This is a genomic window from Cryobacterium sp. AP23, from assembly GCF_054075385.1.
On sequence record NZ_CM133415.1, the window covers coordinates 3,036,308 to 3,052,669 of the forward strand.

The window sequence follows — 16,362 nt, forward strand, 5'->3', positions numbered from 1 at the left end:
GGTGGCCTGGGTAGCCGGGGCAGAATGGGGCATGGCCACCCGACTGCTATTAATCTCCGATACCCACGTTCCCCAGCGGGCCAGGCGCCTGCCCGATGAACTGTGGCAGGCCGTGGACGATGCCGACCTGGTGCTGCATGCCGGGGACTGGGTGGACCTTCTCCTGTTCGAGGAACTGACCCAGCGGGCGCGGGCGCTGCTCGGCGTGTTCGGCAACAACGACGGCGCCGGGCTGCGGGCGGTGATGCCGGAGATCGCCAGGGAAACTATCGAGGGCATCCGGTTCGCCATGATCCACGAAACCGGTGACGCCGCGGGCCGTGAGGCGCGTGCCGACGTCGCCTTCCCCGACACCGACGTGCTCGTCTTCGGGCACAGCCACATCCCCTGGGACACCGTGTCGCCGGCGGGCATGCGCCTGCTCAACCCCGGGTCACCCACCGACCGGCGGCGCCAACCGGCCGGCACCTACCTCACGGCCGTCGCCGATGCGGGCCGGCTCTCCGAGGTGACGCTGGTCCCGCTCCCGCCGCGGTAGGACACTTTCGCCGGGTCAGGACAGCGAGGTCGTCCGCAACCGCAGGTACCTGGCCACGAACTCGTCGGTGGGAACCGGCCGGGAGTACAGGTAGCCCTGCGCGTACCGGCAGCCCCGGTTCCGCAGCCACTCGGCCTGCACCTCGGTCTCGACGCCCTCCGCGATGACAATGAGCCCCAGCGACGCCGCCAACTTGATCGTGAGATCGGCCACGGGGGAGTCGCCGCCCGCCTCGATCACCGCCACGAAGGACTGGTCGATCTTGATCAGGTCGAGGTCGATCTCGGTGAGCCTGGACAGGCTCGAGTGCCCGGTACCGAAATCGTCCATCGAGATGAGCACGCCGGCGTCCCGCAGCACCCGGATGTTGTCGCGCACCGCGACGGCATCGCTGCCGAAGTCCGTCTCCGTGACCTCGATGCGCACCAGGTCGGGCGGCAGACCCGCATCCGCGCATTCACCGAGCACGAACAGGCCGTACCCGGGGGAGGCCAGCTCCCGGGGGGACGCGTTGATCGACACGCTCACCGGATCGCGATCCCACCGGCGCAGCCGCCGCCAGCTCGCCGCCGCGGCGACCGACTCCCGCACAACCCAGCGCCCGAGCACCTGCATCGACCCGCTCGACTCGCACAGTGGGATGAACTCGCTCGGCGGCACCAATCCTCGGCTGGGGTGCTGCCAGCGCACCAGGGCCTCGGCTCCGACGGCCACGCCGGTCGCGAGCTCGACCACCGGCTGGAAGAGCAGGAAGAACTCGTTGTTGCGCAGCCCGTCCCGCACCGCCGCCGGAGAGGCGTAGTAGCCGCCGTGGACGATGACCTTTCCGCGGCCGATGCGCTGTGCCTCGAAGAGCGCCTTGCCGGCCCGGCCGAAGAACTCGGTTTGGGACTCATCGCCTTCGCGCGAGGAGATTCCGGCCGAGAATCCCACCACCTGGCTTTGTACGTGATCCAGCAGGTCCCCGGCCTCGGCGGAGGTGTGCGCGGGCAGCAGGATCGCGAACGCGTCGCCCTCCATCCTCGCCATGGTGGCCGTGGCCGGCAGCGCCGCCCTGACCCCGTTGACGAACGCGACCATCGCCGCGTCGCCGCCGGCCAGGCCGGCCTGCCGGTTGACCAGGGCGAACTCGTTGATGTCCAGCCGCACGAGCGAGAGCGGCTCAGACGGTGACCCATCCCGCATGGCGGCGCTGAGCACCTGCTCGAATCCGGCGAAGTTGTGGATGCCGGTGAGCTCGTCGGTCTCGGCGAGGAGGGCGCTGCGGGCGAACCAGGTGAGCCCGAGGCCCGTGGCCAGCATGAGCATCGCGGACATGGCGACATCGGCCGGGCGGGCACCGGGGTGGAGGGCGAGGGTGATGAGCGCCAGGGGGATGAAGACGACCGGGTAAGCCAGCGACTGGGCGGCCGGGATCACCGCGAAGGCGACCAGGGCGAGCAGGCTCGGCGACCAGGCGAAGGTGAACGTGATCGGCTGATCGCCGGTGACGGCCTGGCAGAGGATGCCCATGGCCCCCATCCAGCAGAGCGCCACGTGGCGCAGCGGCACGCGCATCCGGTGACGAAAGCAGACCGTGAGCACCCCGGTGGCCAGGAGGGTTGCCCCGGCGACGAGGAGAACCCCGAACGGGTCGCCGTTCTGCGCGATGCCGAAGCCGGCGTAGAGGAAGAGCGGCACCCCGAAGCCGAATTGCGCGATGCCGAGCAGGATGCCGGCCGAGTCGGCGGCGTTGAACAGCCCGGGGCGGTAACCCACCCCCGAGCGCCGAGGAGAGCGCTTCATGCGCCGCCCCCTGACCCCAGTGCTCGGCAACATCACCGCGCTGTGCTCAATCTACCGCTCCACCCCCGAACACGTGGCATCGGCTAATCAGCGGGCTTGAGGACCTCGTTGGTGAACCCCTCCAGGCGGGCGAGCAGGCCGGCGCCGCGGGCCGCGACCATCTCGGCCGGATTGGGTTGCATCTGCGACGGCGGCGGGAGGATGCGGATGAGCGTGGAACAGGCCAGGTCGGAGCAGATGTAGGTGCCGACGGTGTTGCCGTCCCGGCCGGCCTGGCCGGCCTTGGGCACACTGAACAGGCTCACCTGGTGGGCCGGTTGCTGGGTACGGCAGAGCGAGCAGAACGCCGACATCGAGCGTCCCGGCCCGCGGGCCGCGGCGCGCAGCACCATGCCCAGCGGGGAATCGCCGCGCCAGAACACGATGTAGCCGCGCTGGGCGTGCTGCGGGTCGCGCCAGCCGAGGTATTCGCGCTGGTCCCAGATGGTCTCGTGCAACCCGGGCAGCGGCATCCGGGCGATCTCGTCGGCGGTGGCATTCACGATGGAGCCGCGGATCTCGGCAGCAGATAGTGGTTTCATGATCTCCCTCCGATAATCCGTACAGCGTAGCCGAGCCTTTTCCCGGGCTCAACGCCTGCGCCCCCGGCGCGTCGAGCGAGCCGGGGGCGGAGGCGTTGCGCACTGGGGGAGTTACGCGATGGCGCGCAGACCGTCGATCAGCGGGGTGGTGGGCCGGCCGATCAGGGTCGCCAGCTCGGTGGAGCCGCCGGCCAGCAGACCGTCGCGGGTGTTGCCGTCCAGGGCGACGACGAAGCCGACGGTGCCGCCGTCAAGGCCGGCGCCGGTGAGGATCGCGGTGTGCTCTTCGGGGCTGACCGAGCTGAACACGACGGGGCGACCGACCAGCTCGGTGAGCGCATCGGCCATCTCGGATCCGGTCCAGGCCACGTCGCCGGCGAGCTCGTAGATGACGTTCTCGTGGCCCGGCGTGGTGAGCACCACGGCGGCGGCCTCGGCGTAGTCGGTGCGGGACGCGCTGGCAACACGACCGTCGCCGGCGCTGGTGAGGTACACGCCGTTGTCGCGGGCCTGCTCGATGGCGGCGCCGTAGTTCTCGGTGTACCAGCCGTTGCGGAGGATGGTGAAGGGCACCCCTGAGGCCTGCAGGGCCTCCTCGGTGGCCTTGTGCTCCGGCGCGAGGATCAGCGCGGAGGTGGTGGCGGCCGGAGCGCTCGTGTACACGATGCGGCTGACGCCGGCGGCGACCGCGGCGGTGATGGCGTTGGTGTGCTGCGCCACCCGCTGGCCGACCTCGCTGCCGGAGACGAGCATCAGGATGTCGGCGTCGGAGAATGCGGCGGCCAGGCTGGCCTCGTCGGAGTAGTCGACGACGGCGGTGGACACGCCCGTGGCGGCAAGGTCGGCCAGGCGCGCGGTGTTGCGGCCGACGGCGGTGATCTCCGCGGGGGTGACGCCGCGGGTGATGAGGTGCTCGACGATGAGGTGTCCGAGCTGGCCGGTTGCTCCGGTGACGACGATAGACATGCGCGTTCCTTTCGTAGCGCGCAGTCGCGCGCCTTCTGGGGGGTGTAACCGGCGACCTGGCCCAATACTTCCCAACCGCAGGTACCCACCTTTTGGTAAGTTGGGTGCATGACCCCTCCCGTGCTTACTCCACCCGCCGTCGACGGGGCCGTGCGCGACCGCCTGGCCCGCCTGGTGGGCGATGCAGTGCCGTCCGCCGACGGGGCGCCGGCGGCGAACGTCTTCGCGGCCGGCTGCGCCAGCCGGGTGGTCCTCGATCACGTCACGAGCAAGTGGGGCGTGCTCGTGCTGGTGGCGCTGTCGGAGACCAGCCTGCGGTGGGGCGAGCTGCGCCGAGGCATCGAGGGCATCAGCGAGAAGATGCTCGCGCAGACCCTCCGCATCCTCGAGGCCGACGGTCTGGTGCACCGGGAAGCGCAACCGACCATCCCGCCGCGAGTGGACTACAGCCTCACTGATCGCGGGCACGACCTGGCCGCGCACCTCATCCCGCTGGTGCGCTGGGTCGGTGCGAACGCCGGCGATATCGTGGGCGACCGCTGAGACCGGCCGGGCGGCCCCTGGGCCGGGCTCAGAGGTTGGGCAGGAACTGCAGCCAGGCCAGCCGCCGGTCGCCGCGGGGATCCGACTCCACCCGGTCCTCCTCGTCGAAGATCAGCGTGAGGCGCTCACCCTCGGTGTAGACCGGCCATTCCGGCCCGGTGAGACCGGTGGCCGCGAAGCGCAACCAGTGCGCGCGCATCCGGTCGCCGGTGCGCAGGAAACTCTCCCGGCCGCCCAGGGCCGTGAGCCGGCGCAGCTGGCGGTCGCTGCGCGACGTGGAGAGGGCGAGCAGTTCGAGCCCGTGGGTGGCGTCGTAGCCGAGCACGCGCAACAACCGGGGGGCCAGGTCGAAGCGGTACAGGTAGACCGGCGCCGAACGGGAATGCAACTCAGCGACCTGCACGCTGGGAAACCAGAACGCGTAGTCCGCGCCGAAATCCATTTCGGCACGCAGGGCCGGCAGGGCGGAGTACACCACCCGCATCCCCTCGTGCGAGTCGGGCGGTGCCCCGTCGAAGAGCGACTGGATGCGTGTGATCGACCGCGGCAGGATGTCGATCCGGCCGCGGAACAACGAGCCTTCCCGGTCGTTCGTGCCGATGATCAGCGGCACCGGCTGGGCATGGCCCTGCCGGAAGGCGTCCAGCGGGCGTTCGGGCAGGAAGTCGCCGTCGACGACGGGGGCCATGCAGAAGGTGCCCGGATCGACGTCAGGGGTGCGGCGTTGCAGCACAAGGGCGGCACGCACCAGGGCGGGCCACGGCGCGGTGTCCAGCAGCTCGGCCGCGGGGCGCCGCCCGCCGGCCAGCTCCGGCGCGCCATCCTGCCGCAGCACCTCGACGAACTCGGAGGCCCACCGGCCGGCCAGCGCGGGCGAGTAGGCGGCGTTCGACGGTGGGCTCTGGGCGATGGCCCTGGCGAACAGTCCGGCGGCAGCGGGCGTCGCCAGCAGCGTCACCACGGCATTGCCGCCGGCGGACTCGCCGATCACGGTGACGTTGGCGGGATCGCCGCCGAACGAGCGAATGTTCTCCTGCACCCATTCCAGGGCGGCGACCTGGTCGCGCAGCCCGAGGTTGCTCTCGAAGGTGCGGGTGCGGGTGCTGAACCGGCTGAAGTCGAGGTAGCCGAGGGCGCCCAGCCGGTAGTTGAGGGCGACGTAGATGGTCTGGCCGGAGCGCACGATGGCCTGGCTGCGCTCGGTGAAGTCCTGAGAGGCACCCGCGGTGTAGCCGCCGCCGTGGATGAAGACCATCACCGGCAGGTTGGCGGCATGAGGCACGGCGGCCGGCCGCTGCACGTTCAGGGTGAGACAGTCCTCGCCCATCCGGGTGCGGCGGCTCACCCCCTTGAACTGGGTGCCCCGGTCCTGCGGGGCCACCGGGCCGTAGGCGGTGGCGTCGCGGACGCCCGCCCACGGGATCACCGGCTGGGGTGCGCGGAACCGCATCCGACCCACCGGCGGGGCCGCGTACGGGATGCCGCGCCAGGTTTGCACCCCGTCGTCGGGTCGGCTGCCGCGCACCAGGCCACCGGTGACGCGCACCTCCAGCGGCCAGGAACGGGGAGCGGATGCTGGCAAGTTCGCCGGGGCGTTCTCCGGCAGAGGGCGGAACATCGTGTTTCCCTCCTGCCCCGGTCCGAGCGGGGCGCTGCGTCTCCTAGCGGTACTCCGGGTTCGGTTCGAACCCGAACCTCTCGCCGGCGTCCCACTCCTTGCGCAGGTTGCCGTAGGCGGGGATGCCCCGGTTGGCCTTGAGGATCGCGGCCAGGTGCATCAGGTTCCAGGTCATGAACGTGGTGTTGCGGTTGGTGAACTCGTTCTCCGGCCCGCCGGAGCCCGGGTCGAGGTAGCTCGGGCCGGGGCCGATCTCGCCGATCCAGCCGGCATCCGCCGCGGGCGGGATGGTGTAGCCGATGTGCTGCAGGCTGTAGAGGATGTTGGAGGAGCAGTGCTTCACACCGTCCTCGTTGCCGGTGACGATGGCGCCGCCGACCTTGCCGTAGTAGATGTACTGGCCCTTGTCGTTGTACTCGCCCGACATCGCGTACAGCCGTTCGACCACCCGCTTGGTGACCGAGCTGTTGTCGCCGAGCCAGATCGGGCCGGCGATCACCAGGATGTCGGCGGCCATGACCTTGTCGAACAAGGCCGGCCAGGCATCCGTTGCCCAGCCGTGCTCCGTCATGTCGGGGTACACACCGGTGGCTATGTCGTGGTCGATCGCGCGGAACTCCTCGACGTGCACGCCCTGTGCGCGCATCAGGTGCGCACTGAGGGCGAGGACACCTTCGGTGTTGCTGATCTCGGGGCTGCGCTTGAGGGTGCAGTTGATGAACAGGGCGCGCAGGCCGTGGTACTCGAACGAGGCCTGGGTGTTCCGCGTCGTCGCCATGAGGGCAGTCAAGCACCGGCCCCCGGCCTCGTCTAGCCCGGTGTTGCCGCCCGCCCGTCGTGTTCAATTCCGTTCATTTGCGTACTTCCCGCCTTCGTTTGCGAAACGAAGGGCGGAAGTACGCAAATGAAACGTCTCAGCGGGTCAGGCGGGTGTCTGCGGGTGGCGCGGCGCGAAGTGGCGGGCCAGGAACAGCACCGGGACGAGCAGCGCCATCGGCAGCAGGAACGCCTGCGCGAGCCCGGTGGTGTCCGCGAGCAGGCCGACCAGCACGGCCCCGAGCACCGCGCCGGCGTAGTTGAACAGGTTGACCCTGGCGATCACCTCGTCGCTGCGGGCTTCGTGCAACTCGCCCGCTGCGCTGAACGCCAGCGGCACCAGGGCGCCAACGGCGAAGCCGGCCAGGGCGAAGCCGGCCACGGCCGCCCAGGTGACGGGAACCAGCGCCACGAGCAGACAGCCGAGGATCGCCAGCACCGTGGTGCAGACGGCCAGGACCACCCGGCCGAACCGGCGTACGAGCAGGTCGGCGCCGATGCGGGTGACCAGGATGGCGGCCTGGTACGCGGCGTAACCCAGCGGGGCGATCGCGGCACCGGTGAGCAGCACGTCGTGCAGGTACACCGTGCTCCAGGTGCTCACCGCGGAGTCGACGACGAACGCGGCCAGCACCACGGCGCCGAACACGGCGATGCCGCGACCCGGCAATTTGCCGTGAGGCGCCGCATCCGTTGCCGGGGTCAGCTTGGTCAGCCGGGGGTCGAAGCCGCGCACCCCCACGATCGCGATGATGAGTGCCACGCAGGCGCCCGTCACCAGGGCGATGCCGGCGTTGGCCGCGGTGCCGGCCACGGCCGACATGAGCAGCGCGCCCAGGATGGCGGCGCCGGTGTACCAGGCGAAGAAGCCGGCCATCACGGAGACGCCGACGCGTTGCTGCACGAGCACGCCCTGCATGGCGCCGGCGGCGTCGACGATGCCCAGGCCGGCGCCGTAGATCGCGAACGCGGCGATGAAGGCGGGCAGCCCCACCGGGGAGGCGATCAACGGCAGGGCGACGGCCTCGAGCAGCAGGCCCACCACCAGGGCCACCCGGCTGCCCCAGCGCAGGGCGAGCCGGTCGGCCAGCATGGAGCCGCCCGCGGCCGCCAGGCAGACCAGCAGCACGATCAGCGACACGACGGTGTCGTCGATGCCGTACCGGCTCTTGAGGTTGGGCAGCGAGGTGACCACCACGGCGTAGCCGAAGCCCTGGGCGGCGTAACTGGCGCTCACCGCCACCCGGGAGCGCCGGATGCTGACCGGTGAGTGGATGATCGTCGGTGCGCTCATGCTGTCGGCTCCAGTTCGGGGTGGTGGGAGCGCACGATGCCGAAGGCTTCGTGGGCGATCTCGAGGGTGCGGGTGATGTCGGCGCTGGTGAGGGCGGCGTTGAGGAAGTGGTTGTGGTGCGAGGTGAAGAACACCCCGCGCCGCACACATTCGGCCACCCACTCCTGGTGCAGCATGAGCGAGTCGTCGTCGGCGATGCGGAGGTAGAACAGGGCGGGTGCCCCGGAGGCTATCAGGGTGAAGCCGTTGTCCGCCGCTGCGGCGGTGAGCCCGGTGGTGAGTTCGGTGCCGAGAGTCTGGAACTGCGCCGGCGCATCCAGTTGCTTGAGCTTGGTGAGGGTGGCGATGCCGGCCGCGAACGGTACCGCGCTCATCCAGTAACTGCCGGTGTAGTGCAGGCTGCTCACGGTGTCTTTCAGCGACTCGCGGCCGCAGAGGGCTGAGACGTTGTAGCCGTTGGCGAGGGCCTTGCAGAAACAGATCAGGTCGGCCTTGAAGCCGAAGTAGTGGTCGGAGCCGGCCAGGTCGAGACGGAACCCGGCGCGGACGTCGTCGACGATGAGCACCACCCCGTGGGCGTCGCAGAGCGCCCGCACGGCCTGCCAGTAGCCCGCTTCCGGCAGCGTGTTGTCGGTGAAGTTGCCGTGCATGTACGGCTGGGCGATGAGGCCGGCGATGCTGCCGCGGTGATCGCTGAACAGGCGCTCCAGGGCGGGCAGGTCGTTGAAGTCGACGTAGAGGTTGTTCGCCACCTCCTCCTCGAGCACGCCCGGGTAGTCGAGCTTCTGGGTCCAGGGCGCCACGCCGTGATAGAAACCGTTGATGAAGACGATCTTCTTGCGCCGGGTGGCGGCGCGGGCGGTGAGCACGGCGAGGGTGGTGGCGTCGCCGCCGTTCTTGGCGAAGAAGGCCCAGTCGGCGCTCGCCACGGTGTCCACGAGCAGCTCGGCGAAGTCGACCATGATCGCGGACGGGATGGTGACCACGTCTTCGAGCCTGGCCTGCCTGGCCGCGGCGGCGTCCACATCCGGGTCGGCATAGCCGAGCACATTGGGCCCGTAGCCGCACATGTAGTCGATGTACTCGTTGTCGTCGAGGTCCCAGAACCGGGTGCCCTCTGCCCGGGAGGAGAACAGCGGGAACGAGGTCTGCGGGATGTAGCAGCCCTCGGTGGGCCCCTGGTGGCCGTAGATGCCGGAGGGGATGACGTTCAGCGCGCGGGCGAACGCGGCGCGGCTCTTCTCGAAGGTGTACGGGGTGGTGGGCGCGGTGCGCGCGGGAACGAGGCTCATGGCGCTTACTTTCCGAGGTAGTGACCGACACGGTCGAGGATGCGGTTGACGTTGTCGACCATGGAGATGACACCGCGCATGGCCAAGCGGCCGTCGCTCATGCAGGCGATGGCGGAGAGGTCGCCGGCGAGGATGCCGCCGGTGACCTCGAGGGTGGAGAAGGTGAGCGCGCCGCGCGGGTGCGGCGACGGCGCGGCGACGAAGGTGGCGTGGTGGTCGCGGAGGGCCAGGTGGTACGCGAGCGTGCCGGTCACCTCGAGCGCGATGTCACCGTCGGGGATGTGGTGGGCGCTGAACCTGCCGCTGCGGTCTTCGTTGGCCACCTGGGCGAGGGCTGCCGCGGCCACGTGCAGGGTGAGGATGGTGCTCGTCTCCCGGAACTCCGCGTCGACCTGGTCGGCCGCGGTGGGCTTCAGGTAGCGGCCGAGCAGGTCGGTGAGCGGCGCGAACACCCCGGTGAGGAAGCGCAGCCGGTGTGGGGCGGCGAGCGGGATCGGCTGGGCGGCGCCGTCGATCATCCGGTTGAAATGCGCCACCGAGGTGAAGGCCAGGGTGACGAGCGGGGCCTGGGGCTCCCGGCCCCAGCGCACCCCGGTCGCGTCGACGGTGAGCACCGCGCGGGGCAGTCCGGGCACCACGAAGCGAATGCCGACCGGGGTCGGCGTGCCGGCGAGCAGGGCCCGCGCGGCGGGTACCCGTTCGACGAGCAACGGCAGCGTGCCGAGCACGGCGAAGAGGTTGATGTGCGCGTGCACGCGCGGGTCGGTGTCAATCAGCACTGGGCTGCTCCTTGCGGGACGGGGTGGGAGCCGACTCGAGGTCCGGGCCGGCGACGGCCGGCCGGGCCAGTCGGGCGAGGGCGTCCGCCGCGAAGACGACGGTGGCGCGGGCCGCCGCGGTGTCGCGGTCGGCGAGCCAGGTGCTGGTGATGCCGTCGGTGAGGGTCACCAACAGGCGGGCCGCGTGGGGCAGCGGCACCGACCACTGGGTGCCGCTGGCGGTCGCCGCCACCTGGAGGCTGTGCGCCGCGGCGGAGTAGTAGGCGCTGTACTGGGCGGTTGGCCGGGGTGCCGGGCCGGCCTGTCGCATGGCGTAGAGGCTGAGTTCGAGCAGCGCCTGCTCGCGCTGGGGATCGGCCACGAGCAGGTCGAGGTAGCTGTCCAGGCCCTGGCGCAGGATGTCGGCGAGGTCGGCGCCCGGGTGCTCGGTGCCGGGGAGCGCGGCCAGGGCGGCATCGTGTTCCTCGGCGGTGACGGCCTCGATGACCGCGGCGACGAGGTCGTCGCGGGAGTCGAAGACGTAGTGGAAGCTGCCGAGCGGCATGCCCGCCTCGGCGACGATGGCGCGGGTTGTGGCCGCGGCCAGGCCCGAACGGGCGATCACGCGCACGGCGGCACCGATCAGGGCGGCGCGGCGGTCCGCGAGGGCCAGCCGGGCCAGGGGCCGCCGGGGCGGGGTCGCGGGCGACGGTGCGGCGCTCATGCGGTGAGCCGTGCGGAGACGAGCAGGGCCAGCCGGGCGGGGGCGAGCCGGGCGAACAGGGCGGTGGCCCGGTTGCGCCTGCCGACCACGAGCGACGGCGGAGAGGACCGGCGGCCGAGGGCGACGAAGGCGGCATCCACCACCTGGTCGACGGTGAGCATCTGCCCCACCTTGAACCGCTCGGAACCGGCCGCGGCGAAGAACTCGGTCTGGGTCGGGCCGGGCGCCAACGCCAGGACCTGCAGCGCACTGCCGCGGGACTCCTGCCAGATGGCCTCGGTGAGGGCCGTGACGAAGGCCTTGGTGGCGGCATAGACGGCGATGTTGGGCAGCGGTTGGTACGCGGCGGTGCTCGACACGTTGAGCAGAAGGCCGGCGGGGGAGGCGAGTAACTGGGGCAGCAGCAGCAGGCTGAGCTGGGTGAGCGCCATCACGTTGACCTGGATCTCGTCGGTGATGCGGCCCAGGTCTTCCTCGGCGAACGGGCCGGCGGTGCCGAAGCCGGCGCTGTTGACGAGCGCGTCGATGGTGAGGCCGCGCTCGCCGAGGTCGTCGACGAGGGCATGGGCGGCGCCCGGCAGGCTGAGGTCGGCGGCGATCACGGTGGTTGAGGTGCCGAACGCGGCGCCCAGGTCGCGGGAGAGGGTTTCCAGTCGGTCGCGGCGGCGGGCCACGAGCACCAGGTTGGCGCCCTGCTTGGCGAAGCGCCGGGCGAAGGCGCTGCCGAAGCCGGAGCTGGCTCCGGTGATGAGCACAACGCGGCGGGGAACGGCGGGGGTCACGGGAGCTCCAGTGGGTCAAACGACTTGGACACTTGTCCAACTCCCTCAATCTCGCGTACCCCACGCCACCGCACAAGCGATTTCCCGGGGCTTTACCGGCATGAAACACAACCGTTCGACGACGGACACGCGCGGCCTCATAACCTGCTCGAAACATCGGCCTCGTACGCTGTCAGTCCCGGCGACCGCGCAGTGCGGCCCCGCCCGCACACCCGATCGGAAGGCCCCCATGGAGACCGAATTCACCCTGTCCTTGCCGCCGTGGCTCACCGCGCTGATGCCCGGCCTGCCGCTGACGCTGGCGACCCTCGACGACCGGATGGCGCTGGTGAACTCTCTCGCCGACCGCAACTACCGCGAGGGCAACGGCGGCCCGTTCGCCGCCATCGTGGTGGATGCCGTCACCGGTGAGCTGATCTCCGTCGGCGTGAACGTGGTGCTCTCCTCCGGCATCGCCGGGGCGCACGCCGAGATCATGGCCCTCGGCCTGGCGCAGCGGGCGACCGGGTCGTGGGACCTCGGTGCCGACCCGGCCCGCCCGCTGGAGCTGGTGGTCAACTGGCGGCCCTGTGTCATGTGTTACGGCGCCACGATGTGGTCAGGGGTGCGCCGGCTGGTCGTGGCCGGCTCCGGCGCCGAGCTCGAGGCGCTCACCGGCTTCGACGAAGGCCCGATGCGGGAGGACTGGGCGGAGCAATTCGAGGCCAGGGGCATCACGGTGGTGCAGGATGTCGGCCGGGACGAGGCGCTGCGGGTCTTCCGCGAATATGGTGAGGCCGATGTGCTGGTGTACAACGCCCGTGGTGGGGTTGACTGAGGGGATGACCCCCAGCCAGCGGCGCATCCTCGTTGTGGCCATCCTGTCGTCGTTCGTGGCGTTCCTGGATGGCTCGATCATCAACGTGGCGCTGCCGGCCATCTCCCGGGAACTGGGCGGTGGGCTGGCCCTGCAACAGTGGGTGGTCGACGGTTACCTGCTCAGCCTCGGCGCGCTCATCCTCGTGGCCGGGTCGCTTTCGGACACCTTCGGCCGGGTGCGGGTGTTGCGAGCGGGGCTGATCTGGTTCGGCATCACATCGGTGGCCTGCGGCCTGGCGCCCACCGGGGTCGTCCTGGTCATTGCCCGGCTGCTGCAGGGCGTGGCGGCGGCACTGTTGGTGCCGAGTTCGCTGGCCCTGATCACCTCGCGGTTCAGCGGGGTCGCGCAGGGCAAGGCCATCGGCGCGTGGACGGGTTGGACCGGTGCCGCCGGCATCACCGGGCCCGTGCTGGGCGGCCTGCTGGTGGATTCGTCGACCTGGCGGCTGGTGTTCTTCATCAACGTGATCCCGATCGCGGTCACCCTGTTCCTGCTGCGCCGGGTGGAGGAGCCCGCCCGTCCCGCCGACGGCGCCCGGGTCGACGTGATCGGCGCCTGCCTGGCCGTGATCGGCCTGGGCGGGCCGGTCTTCGCGCTCATCGAGCAGGGCCGGCTCGGCTGGGCCAGTCCAGTGGTCTACTTGCCGATGGTTATCGGCCTGGTCGCGCTCGCCGCGTTCCTCTGGTGGGAGGCCAGGGCCCCGCACCCGATGATGCCGCTCGGGCTGTTCCGGGTGCGCAACTTCGCCGTCGGCAACCTCGCCACCGTCGGGATCTACGCCGCCCTCAACCTCGGCTTCTTCCTCTTCGCCCTCTACCTGCAGGAGGTGGGCGGGTTCTCGGCCACCCTCGCCGGGTTCGCCGGCATCCCGGCGACCGTGATGATGATCCTGTTCGCCACGACCTTCGGCACCCTGGCCGGCCGGTACGGGCCGCGCCTGTTCATGACCGTGGGCCCGTTCGTGGCCGGCGGGGGATTCCTGATCCTGCTCACCGCGGTGCCGCCGGTCGACTTCTGGCTGCACGTGCTGCCGGGGATCGTGCTGGTGGGTCTCGGCCTGTCCATCACCGTGGCACCGCTGACGTCGGCGGTGCTCGGCTCGATCCACCCCGGTCAGGCCGGCATCGGATCGGCCGTCAACAACGCCGTGGCCCGGGTAGCCGGCCTGGTCGCAATTGCCATGACCGGCAGCATCGTCGGGTCGGCGCTGGACGTGGCCGGGTTCCAGCGCGCAATGGTGGTCGTGGCCGCGTTGATGTTCGCCGGCGGCATCGTGTCGTGGCTGGGCATCCGCACACCCGCGCCGACAACGGATGCGACGGCCGCGGCCGTCGGGGAACCGGCCTGACCATGACTCACCCGCTGGTGTTCGACGAACCGGATGCGGCGCTGGACCGCCTGCGGGCACTGTGCCTGGCGTTCCCCGAGGCCGTTGAGGTGCTCGCCTGGGGCCGGCCCACCTTCCGCGCCGGCAAGAAGATCTTCGTCACCGCCGGCGCGAGCATGGACCGGCCGCACAGCATCGTTTTCAAGCCGGATCCCGAGGAGCGGATGGCCCTCGTGCAGGACCCGCGGTTCTTCATCCCGCCGTATTACGGGCCGGCGGGCTGGCTCGCCATCGACTTCGGCTCGCCCGAAACCGACTGGGTGGAACTGGCCGAACTGGTCGAAACCTCCTACCGGCAGGTGGCCTTGCAGCGGCAACTGGCGAAATTGGAGCCTTGGCGAGCCGATACGGCACGGGGCGGGTCAGAAAAACTGCTATAGTTTTCAAGTTGTCTTCGAGCGTTCGCGCTGCAGAAGTCACCACTGCGCCCGTAGCTCAACGGATAGAGCATCTGACTACGGATCAGAAGGTTGGGGGTTCGAATCCCTTCGGGCGCACAGAGAAAAATCCGGCGAACAGGCCGGCACCACCCCGCGATCGCACAGGTCGCGGGGTTTTCTGTTTCCCATGCGGACAAGTGCACCCGGCGCACCGGGTGCACTTGTCCGCTTCGGGAACAGATGTGGCCGGGTCGGCCCGTTTGTCAGGCGCGCTGGTGGGCGAGCTCGGCGAGCACGCCGGCCAGCCGGCGGCCGAAGTGCGGCGGCACGTTCTGCGGCAGAGCATCCACCGGCCACCAGGCCACGTCTTCGCTCTCGGCGCTGGCCACCGGGGCAGCCTCCGGCCGGGCGATCGCGGCGAAACCGACGTCCCAGTGGGCGCTGCAACGGAAACCGCCGCCGAGCTCGTGCCGGTCGAGGTCGAGCAGCCCGCCGATGGGGGAGAGGTCGTTGATGCCGCACTCCTCCCGGGCTTCGCGGTGCGCGGCAGCCGCCACCGATCCGTCGGCGGACTCGATGTGACCGCCGAGCTGCACCCAAAACTGGCCCTTCCGGTGGAAGCAGAGCAGGACCCGCGTGAGATCCGGGGTGAAGACGAAGCAGCTGCCGGTCACGTGCTCCGGCCCGCCATCCCGCTCCAGCGCCGTCGCCGGCGAGTCGCTGACGAATCGGAGGTAGTCATTCCGCAGCGTCGCCTGCGCGCCGCTGAGCGGAATCCACTGCTGCAGCCGGGCGATCAGGTCGGCGGCGGGAGCGGGTGCGCGAGATGCTGCGGAGGATGCTGCGGAGGCCATATCCGAGGGTATCCGCCCCTGACTGTTCCCCGTGCGGACAAATGGGCCCGGTGCGCCGGGTGCAATTGTCCGGATGGGGCACAGTTGCGTGACCGGCGGTGCCGTCAGTGCACGCGTTCGATGATGAAGTCCGACCCCGGGAAAACGAGGGACTCGTGGCCGTCGTCGAATGTGACCAGGTACGGCGGCTCCCCGTCCTGGCCGCGAACCTCGCGAACGGTTCCATGTCGGTCGGGTGTCGAGTCGGTCTTGCCTCGAATGATAATCCGGTCGTTTTCTGTTGCGCGCATGACGCTCACCTCCTGTGGGGCAGGCTACGCTCGCCCCCGCAGGATGGACAGGGCTCCACGGTGGACGGGAGCCGGAGATAAAATGAGCTAATCTTAGTTTCGTTGTGCGAACGAGGCGTGCCGTCGGGGGCGGCGGTGGACCCGCGGCAGAATCGCGGCAGTCCACCCGGTCGTTCGCCACCCAGAGATTCCCGGCCAGGCAACGTTCGGGTCGCCAGACCGGGGAGGCAGTCCTGCGAGGGAGTGCCACGGCGGGGCGAGGGGTAGGGCCCTTGCCTCGCCGCCAACCCTCCGGCCTCATCCGTCCCGCGGGCTTCAGGCCTTGTGGGGCTAGTGGTTGTCCGGACCCAGCCGCAGCCGGTCGCAGAGCGCGGCGAGTTGCAGCAGCTCGTCGTTGGTGAGGCTGTCACCGACCCGGGAGGTGATGGACGCCATGTGGTCGACGGCGACCTGGCGGAACAGCGCGTAGCCGGCGTCGGTGAGTTCGACGATGGCGCCGCGGCCATCGTCGGGGTCGGCGTGCTTGTGCACATACCCGCGCGAGGCCAGCCGGTCGACCAGGCGGCTGACGCTGGGCTGGGTGAGCAGCACGTGCTTGTTCAATTCCCGCAGGCGGATGCTGCGCTCCGGCTGCCGGGAGAGGTTGAACATGACGTCGTACTCGTTCATCGAGATCTCCCGGGAGGGGAACTCCTCGGCCAAACTGCGCATGATCGCGACCTGCGCCCGGAACAGCGACTCCCAGGCGCCGACGGCTACCGCTCGATCAACCATGTCGCCTCCTCAGCGTGCCCGGGGGCATCCTGTGTTCAACAATATGGGACGCGCAACGTGCCCCGCGGCAGCTTAGCCCGGTGTCGTTGATCGGTCGGCCCGCGCCGCGTGGTTTCCGGTG

At 70.3% G+C, this 16,362-nt stretch carries 18 protein-coding genes and 1 tRNA gene; 6 read left to right on the forward strand and 13 right to left on the reverse strand.

Features of this window, described 5'->3' with window-relative positions; all coding sequences use genetic code 11:
* Positions 1 to 31: 31 nt before the first annotated feature.
* Positions 32 to 538, forward strand: a complete 507-nt coding sequence (locus tag ACU5E9_RS14395) for a metallophosphoesterase family protein (RefSeq protein ID WP_456810592.1) — start codon at positions 32 to 34, stop codon at positions 536 to 538.
* Between the two features lie 15 nt (positions 539 to 553).
* Here the strand turns inward: ACU5E9_RS14395 and ACU5E9_RS14400 are convergent, their stop codons facing one another.
* The 3 genes from ACU5E9_RS14400 to ACU5E9_RS14410 all read right to left on the reverse strand — a co-directional run bounded on the left by ACU5E9_RS14400 (position 554) and on the right by ACU5E9_RS14410 (position 3,870).
* Positions 554 to 2,323, reverse strand: a complete 1,770-nt coding sequence (locus ACU5E9_RS14400) for a putative bifunctional diguanylate cyclase/phosphodiesterase (protein WP_456810593.1) — start codon at positions 2,321 to 2,323, stop codon at positions 554 to 556.
* Positions 2,324 to 2,406: 83 nt separating this feature from the next.
* Positions 2,407 to 2,904 carry an FBP domain-containing protein gene (locus tag ACU5E9_RS14405; protein ID WP_456810594.1) on the reverse strand — a complete coding sequence of 166 codons (498 nt, stop codon included), beginning with the start codon at positions 2,902 to 2,904 and terminating at the stop codon, positions 2,407 to 2,409.
* A gap of 111 nt (positions 2,905 to 3,015) precedes the next feature.
* On the reverse strand, positions 3,016 to 3,870 hold the full coding sequence (locus ACU5E9_RS14410; RefSeq protein WP_456810595.1) for an SDR family oxidoreductase: 855 nt from the start codon (positions 3,868 to 3,870) through the stop codon (positions 3,016 to 3,018).
* 108 nt (positions 3,871 to 3,978) lie between these two features.
* Between ACU5E9_RS14410 and ACU5E9_RS14415 the strand changes: the two genes are divergently transcribed.
* Positions 3,979 to 4,413, forward strand: coding sequence for a winged helix-turn-helix transcriptional regulator (locus ACU5E9_RS14415; RefSeq protein ID WP_456810596.1), 435 nt, complete (start codon positions 3,979 to 3,981; stop codon positions 4,411 to 4,413).
* A 28-nt stretch (positions 4,414 to 4,441) separates the two neighbouring features.
* On the opposite strand, the gene ACU5E9_RS14420 is transcribed toward ACU5E9_RS14415, so the two are convergent.
* The 7 genes from ACU5E9_RS14420 to ACU5E9_RS14450 form a co-directional block, all read right to left on the reverse strand.
* Positions 4,442 to 6,031 carry a carboxylesterase/lipase family protein gene (locus ACU5E9_RS14420; protein ID WP_456810597.1) on the reverse strand — a complete coding sequence of 530 codons (1,590 nt, stop codon included), beginning with the start codon at positions 6,029 to 6,031 and terminating at the stop codon, positions 4,442 to 4,444.
* A 43-nt stretch (positions 6,032 to 6,074) separates the two neighbouring features.
* Positions 6,075 to 6,809, reverse strand: coding sequence for a flavodoxin family protein (locus ACU5E9_RS14425; protein WP_456810598.1), 735 nt, complete (start codon positions 6,807 to 6,809; stop codon positions 6,075 to 6,077).
* A 144-nt stretch (positions 6,810 to 6,953) separates the two neighbouring features.
* Entirely contained in the window at positions 6,954 to 8,141 is a 1,188-nt protein-coding gene (locus tag ACU5E9_RS14430) for an MFS transporter (RefSeq protein WP_456810599.1), read from the reverse strand.
* Positions 8,138 to 9,433, reverse strand: a complete 1,296-nt coding sequence (locus tag ACU5E9_RS14435; protein WP_456810600.1) for an aminotransferase class III-fold pyridoxal phosphate-dependent enzyme — start codon at positions 9,431 to 9,433, stop codon at positions 8,138 to 8,140. The genes ACU5E9_RS14430 and ACU5E9_RS14435 overlap by 4 nt, the downstream gene beginning before the upstream one ends.
* A 5-nt stretch (positions 9,434 to 9,438) precedes the next feature.
* Entirely contained in the window at positions 9,439 to 10,212 is a 774-nt protein-coding gene (locus ACU5E9_RS14440; RefSeq protein WP_456810601.1) for a hypothetical protein, read from the reverse strand.
* On the reverse strand, positions 10,202 to 10,915 hold the full coding sequence (locus ACU5E9_RS14445) for a TetR/AcrR family transcriptional regulator (RefSeq protein ID WP_456810602.1): 714 nt from the start codon (positions 10,913 to 10,915) through the stop codon (positions 10,202 to 10,204). The genes ACU5E9_RS14440 and ACU5E9_RS14445 overlap by 11 nt, the downstream gene beginning before the upstream one ends.
* The gene (locus ACU5E9_RS14450) at positions 10,912 to 11,697 is read right to left on the reverse strand and encodes an SDR family NAD(P)-dependent oxidoreductase (RefSeq protein WP_456810603.1); all 786 of its coding nucleotides are present in this window, start codon (positions 11,695 to 11,697) and stop codon (positions 10,912 to 10,914) included. The genes ACU5E9_RS14445 and ACU5E9_RS14450 overlap by 4 nt, the downstream gene beginning before the upstream one ends.
* Positions 11,698 to 11,926: 229 nt before the next feature.
* On the opposite strand from ACU5E9_RS14450, the gene ACU5E9_RS14455 reads away from it, so the two are divergent.
* The 4 genes from ACU5E9_RS14455 to ACU5E9_RS14470 all read left to right on the forward strand — a co-directional run bounded on the left by ACU5E9_RS14455 (position 11,927) and on the right by ACU5E9_RS14470 (position 14,440).
* Positions 11,927 to 12,514 carry a nucleoside deaminase gene (locus ACU5E9_RS14455; protein ID WP_456810604.1) on the forward strand — a complete coding sequence of 196 codons (588 nt, stop codon included), beginning with the start codon at positions 11,927 to 11,929 and terminating at the stop codon, positions 12,512 to 12,514.
* A gap of 4 nt (positions 12,515 to 12,518) precedes the next feature.
* Entirely contained in the window at positions 12,519 to 13,904 is a 1,386-nt protein-coding gene (locus ACU5E9_RS14460; RefSeq protein WP_456810605.1) for an MFS transporter, read from the forward strand.
* A 2-nt stretch (positions 13,905 to 13,906) separates the two neighbouring features.
* Positions 13,907 to 14,323: an MmcQ/YjbR family DNA-binding protein gene (locus tag ACU5E9_RS14465; protein ID WP_456810606.1), complete on the forward strand. Its 417-nt coding sequence runs from the start codon at positions 13,907 to 13,909 to the stop codon at positions 14,321 to 14,323.
* A gap of 44 nt (positions 14,324 to 14,367) precedes the next feature.
* A tRNA-Arg gene (locus ACU5E9_RS14470) sits at positions 14,368 to 14,440 on the forward strand.
* 146 nt (positions 14,441 to 14,586) lie between these two features.
* On the opposite strand, the gene ACU5E9_RS14475 is transcribed toward ACU5E9_RS14470, so the two are convergent.
* The 3 genes from ACU5E9_RS14475 to ACU5E9_RS14485 all read right to left on the reverse strand — a co-directional run bounded on the left by ACU5E9_RS14475 (position 14,587) and on the right by ACU5E9_RS14485 (position 16,241).
* The gene (locus tag ACU5E9_RS14475) at positions 14,587 to 15,177 is read right to left on the reverse strand and encodes an NUDIX domain-containing protein (RefSeq protein WP_456810607.1); all 591 of its coding nucleotides are present in this window, start codon (positions 15,175 to 15,177) and stop codon (positions 14,587 to 14,589) included.
* Between the two features lie 104 nt (positions 15,178 to 15,281).
* On the reverse strand, positions 15,282 to 15,467 hold the full coding sequence (locus tag ACU5E9_RS14480) for a DUF1918 domain-containing protein (protein ID WP_456810608.1): 186 nt from the start codon (positions 15,465 to 15,467) through the stop codon (positions 15,282 to 15,284).
* A 330-nt stretch (positions 15,468 to 15,797) separates the two neighbouring features.
* Positions 15,798 to 16,241, reverse strand: coding sequence for a MarR family winged helix-turn-helix transcriptional regulator (locus ACU5E9_RS14485; protein WP_456810609.1), 444 nt, complete (start codon positions 16,239 to 16,241; stop codon positions 15,798 to 15,800).
* Positions 16,242 to 16,362: the final 121 nt, after the last annotated feature.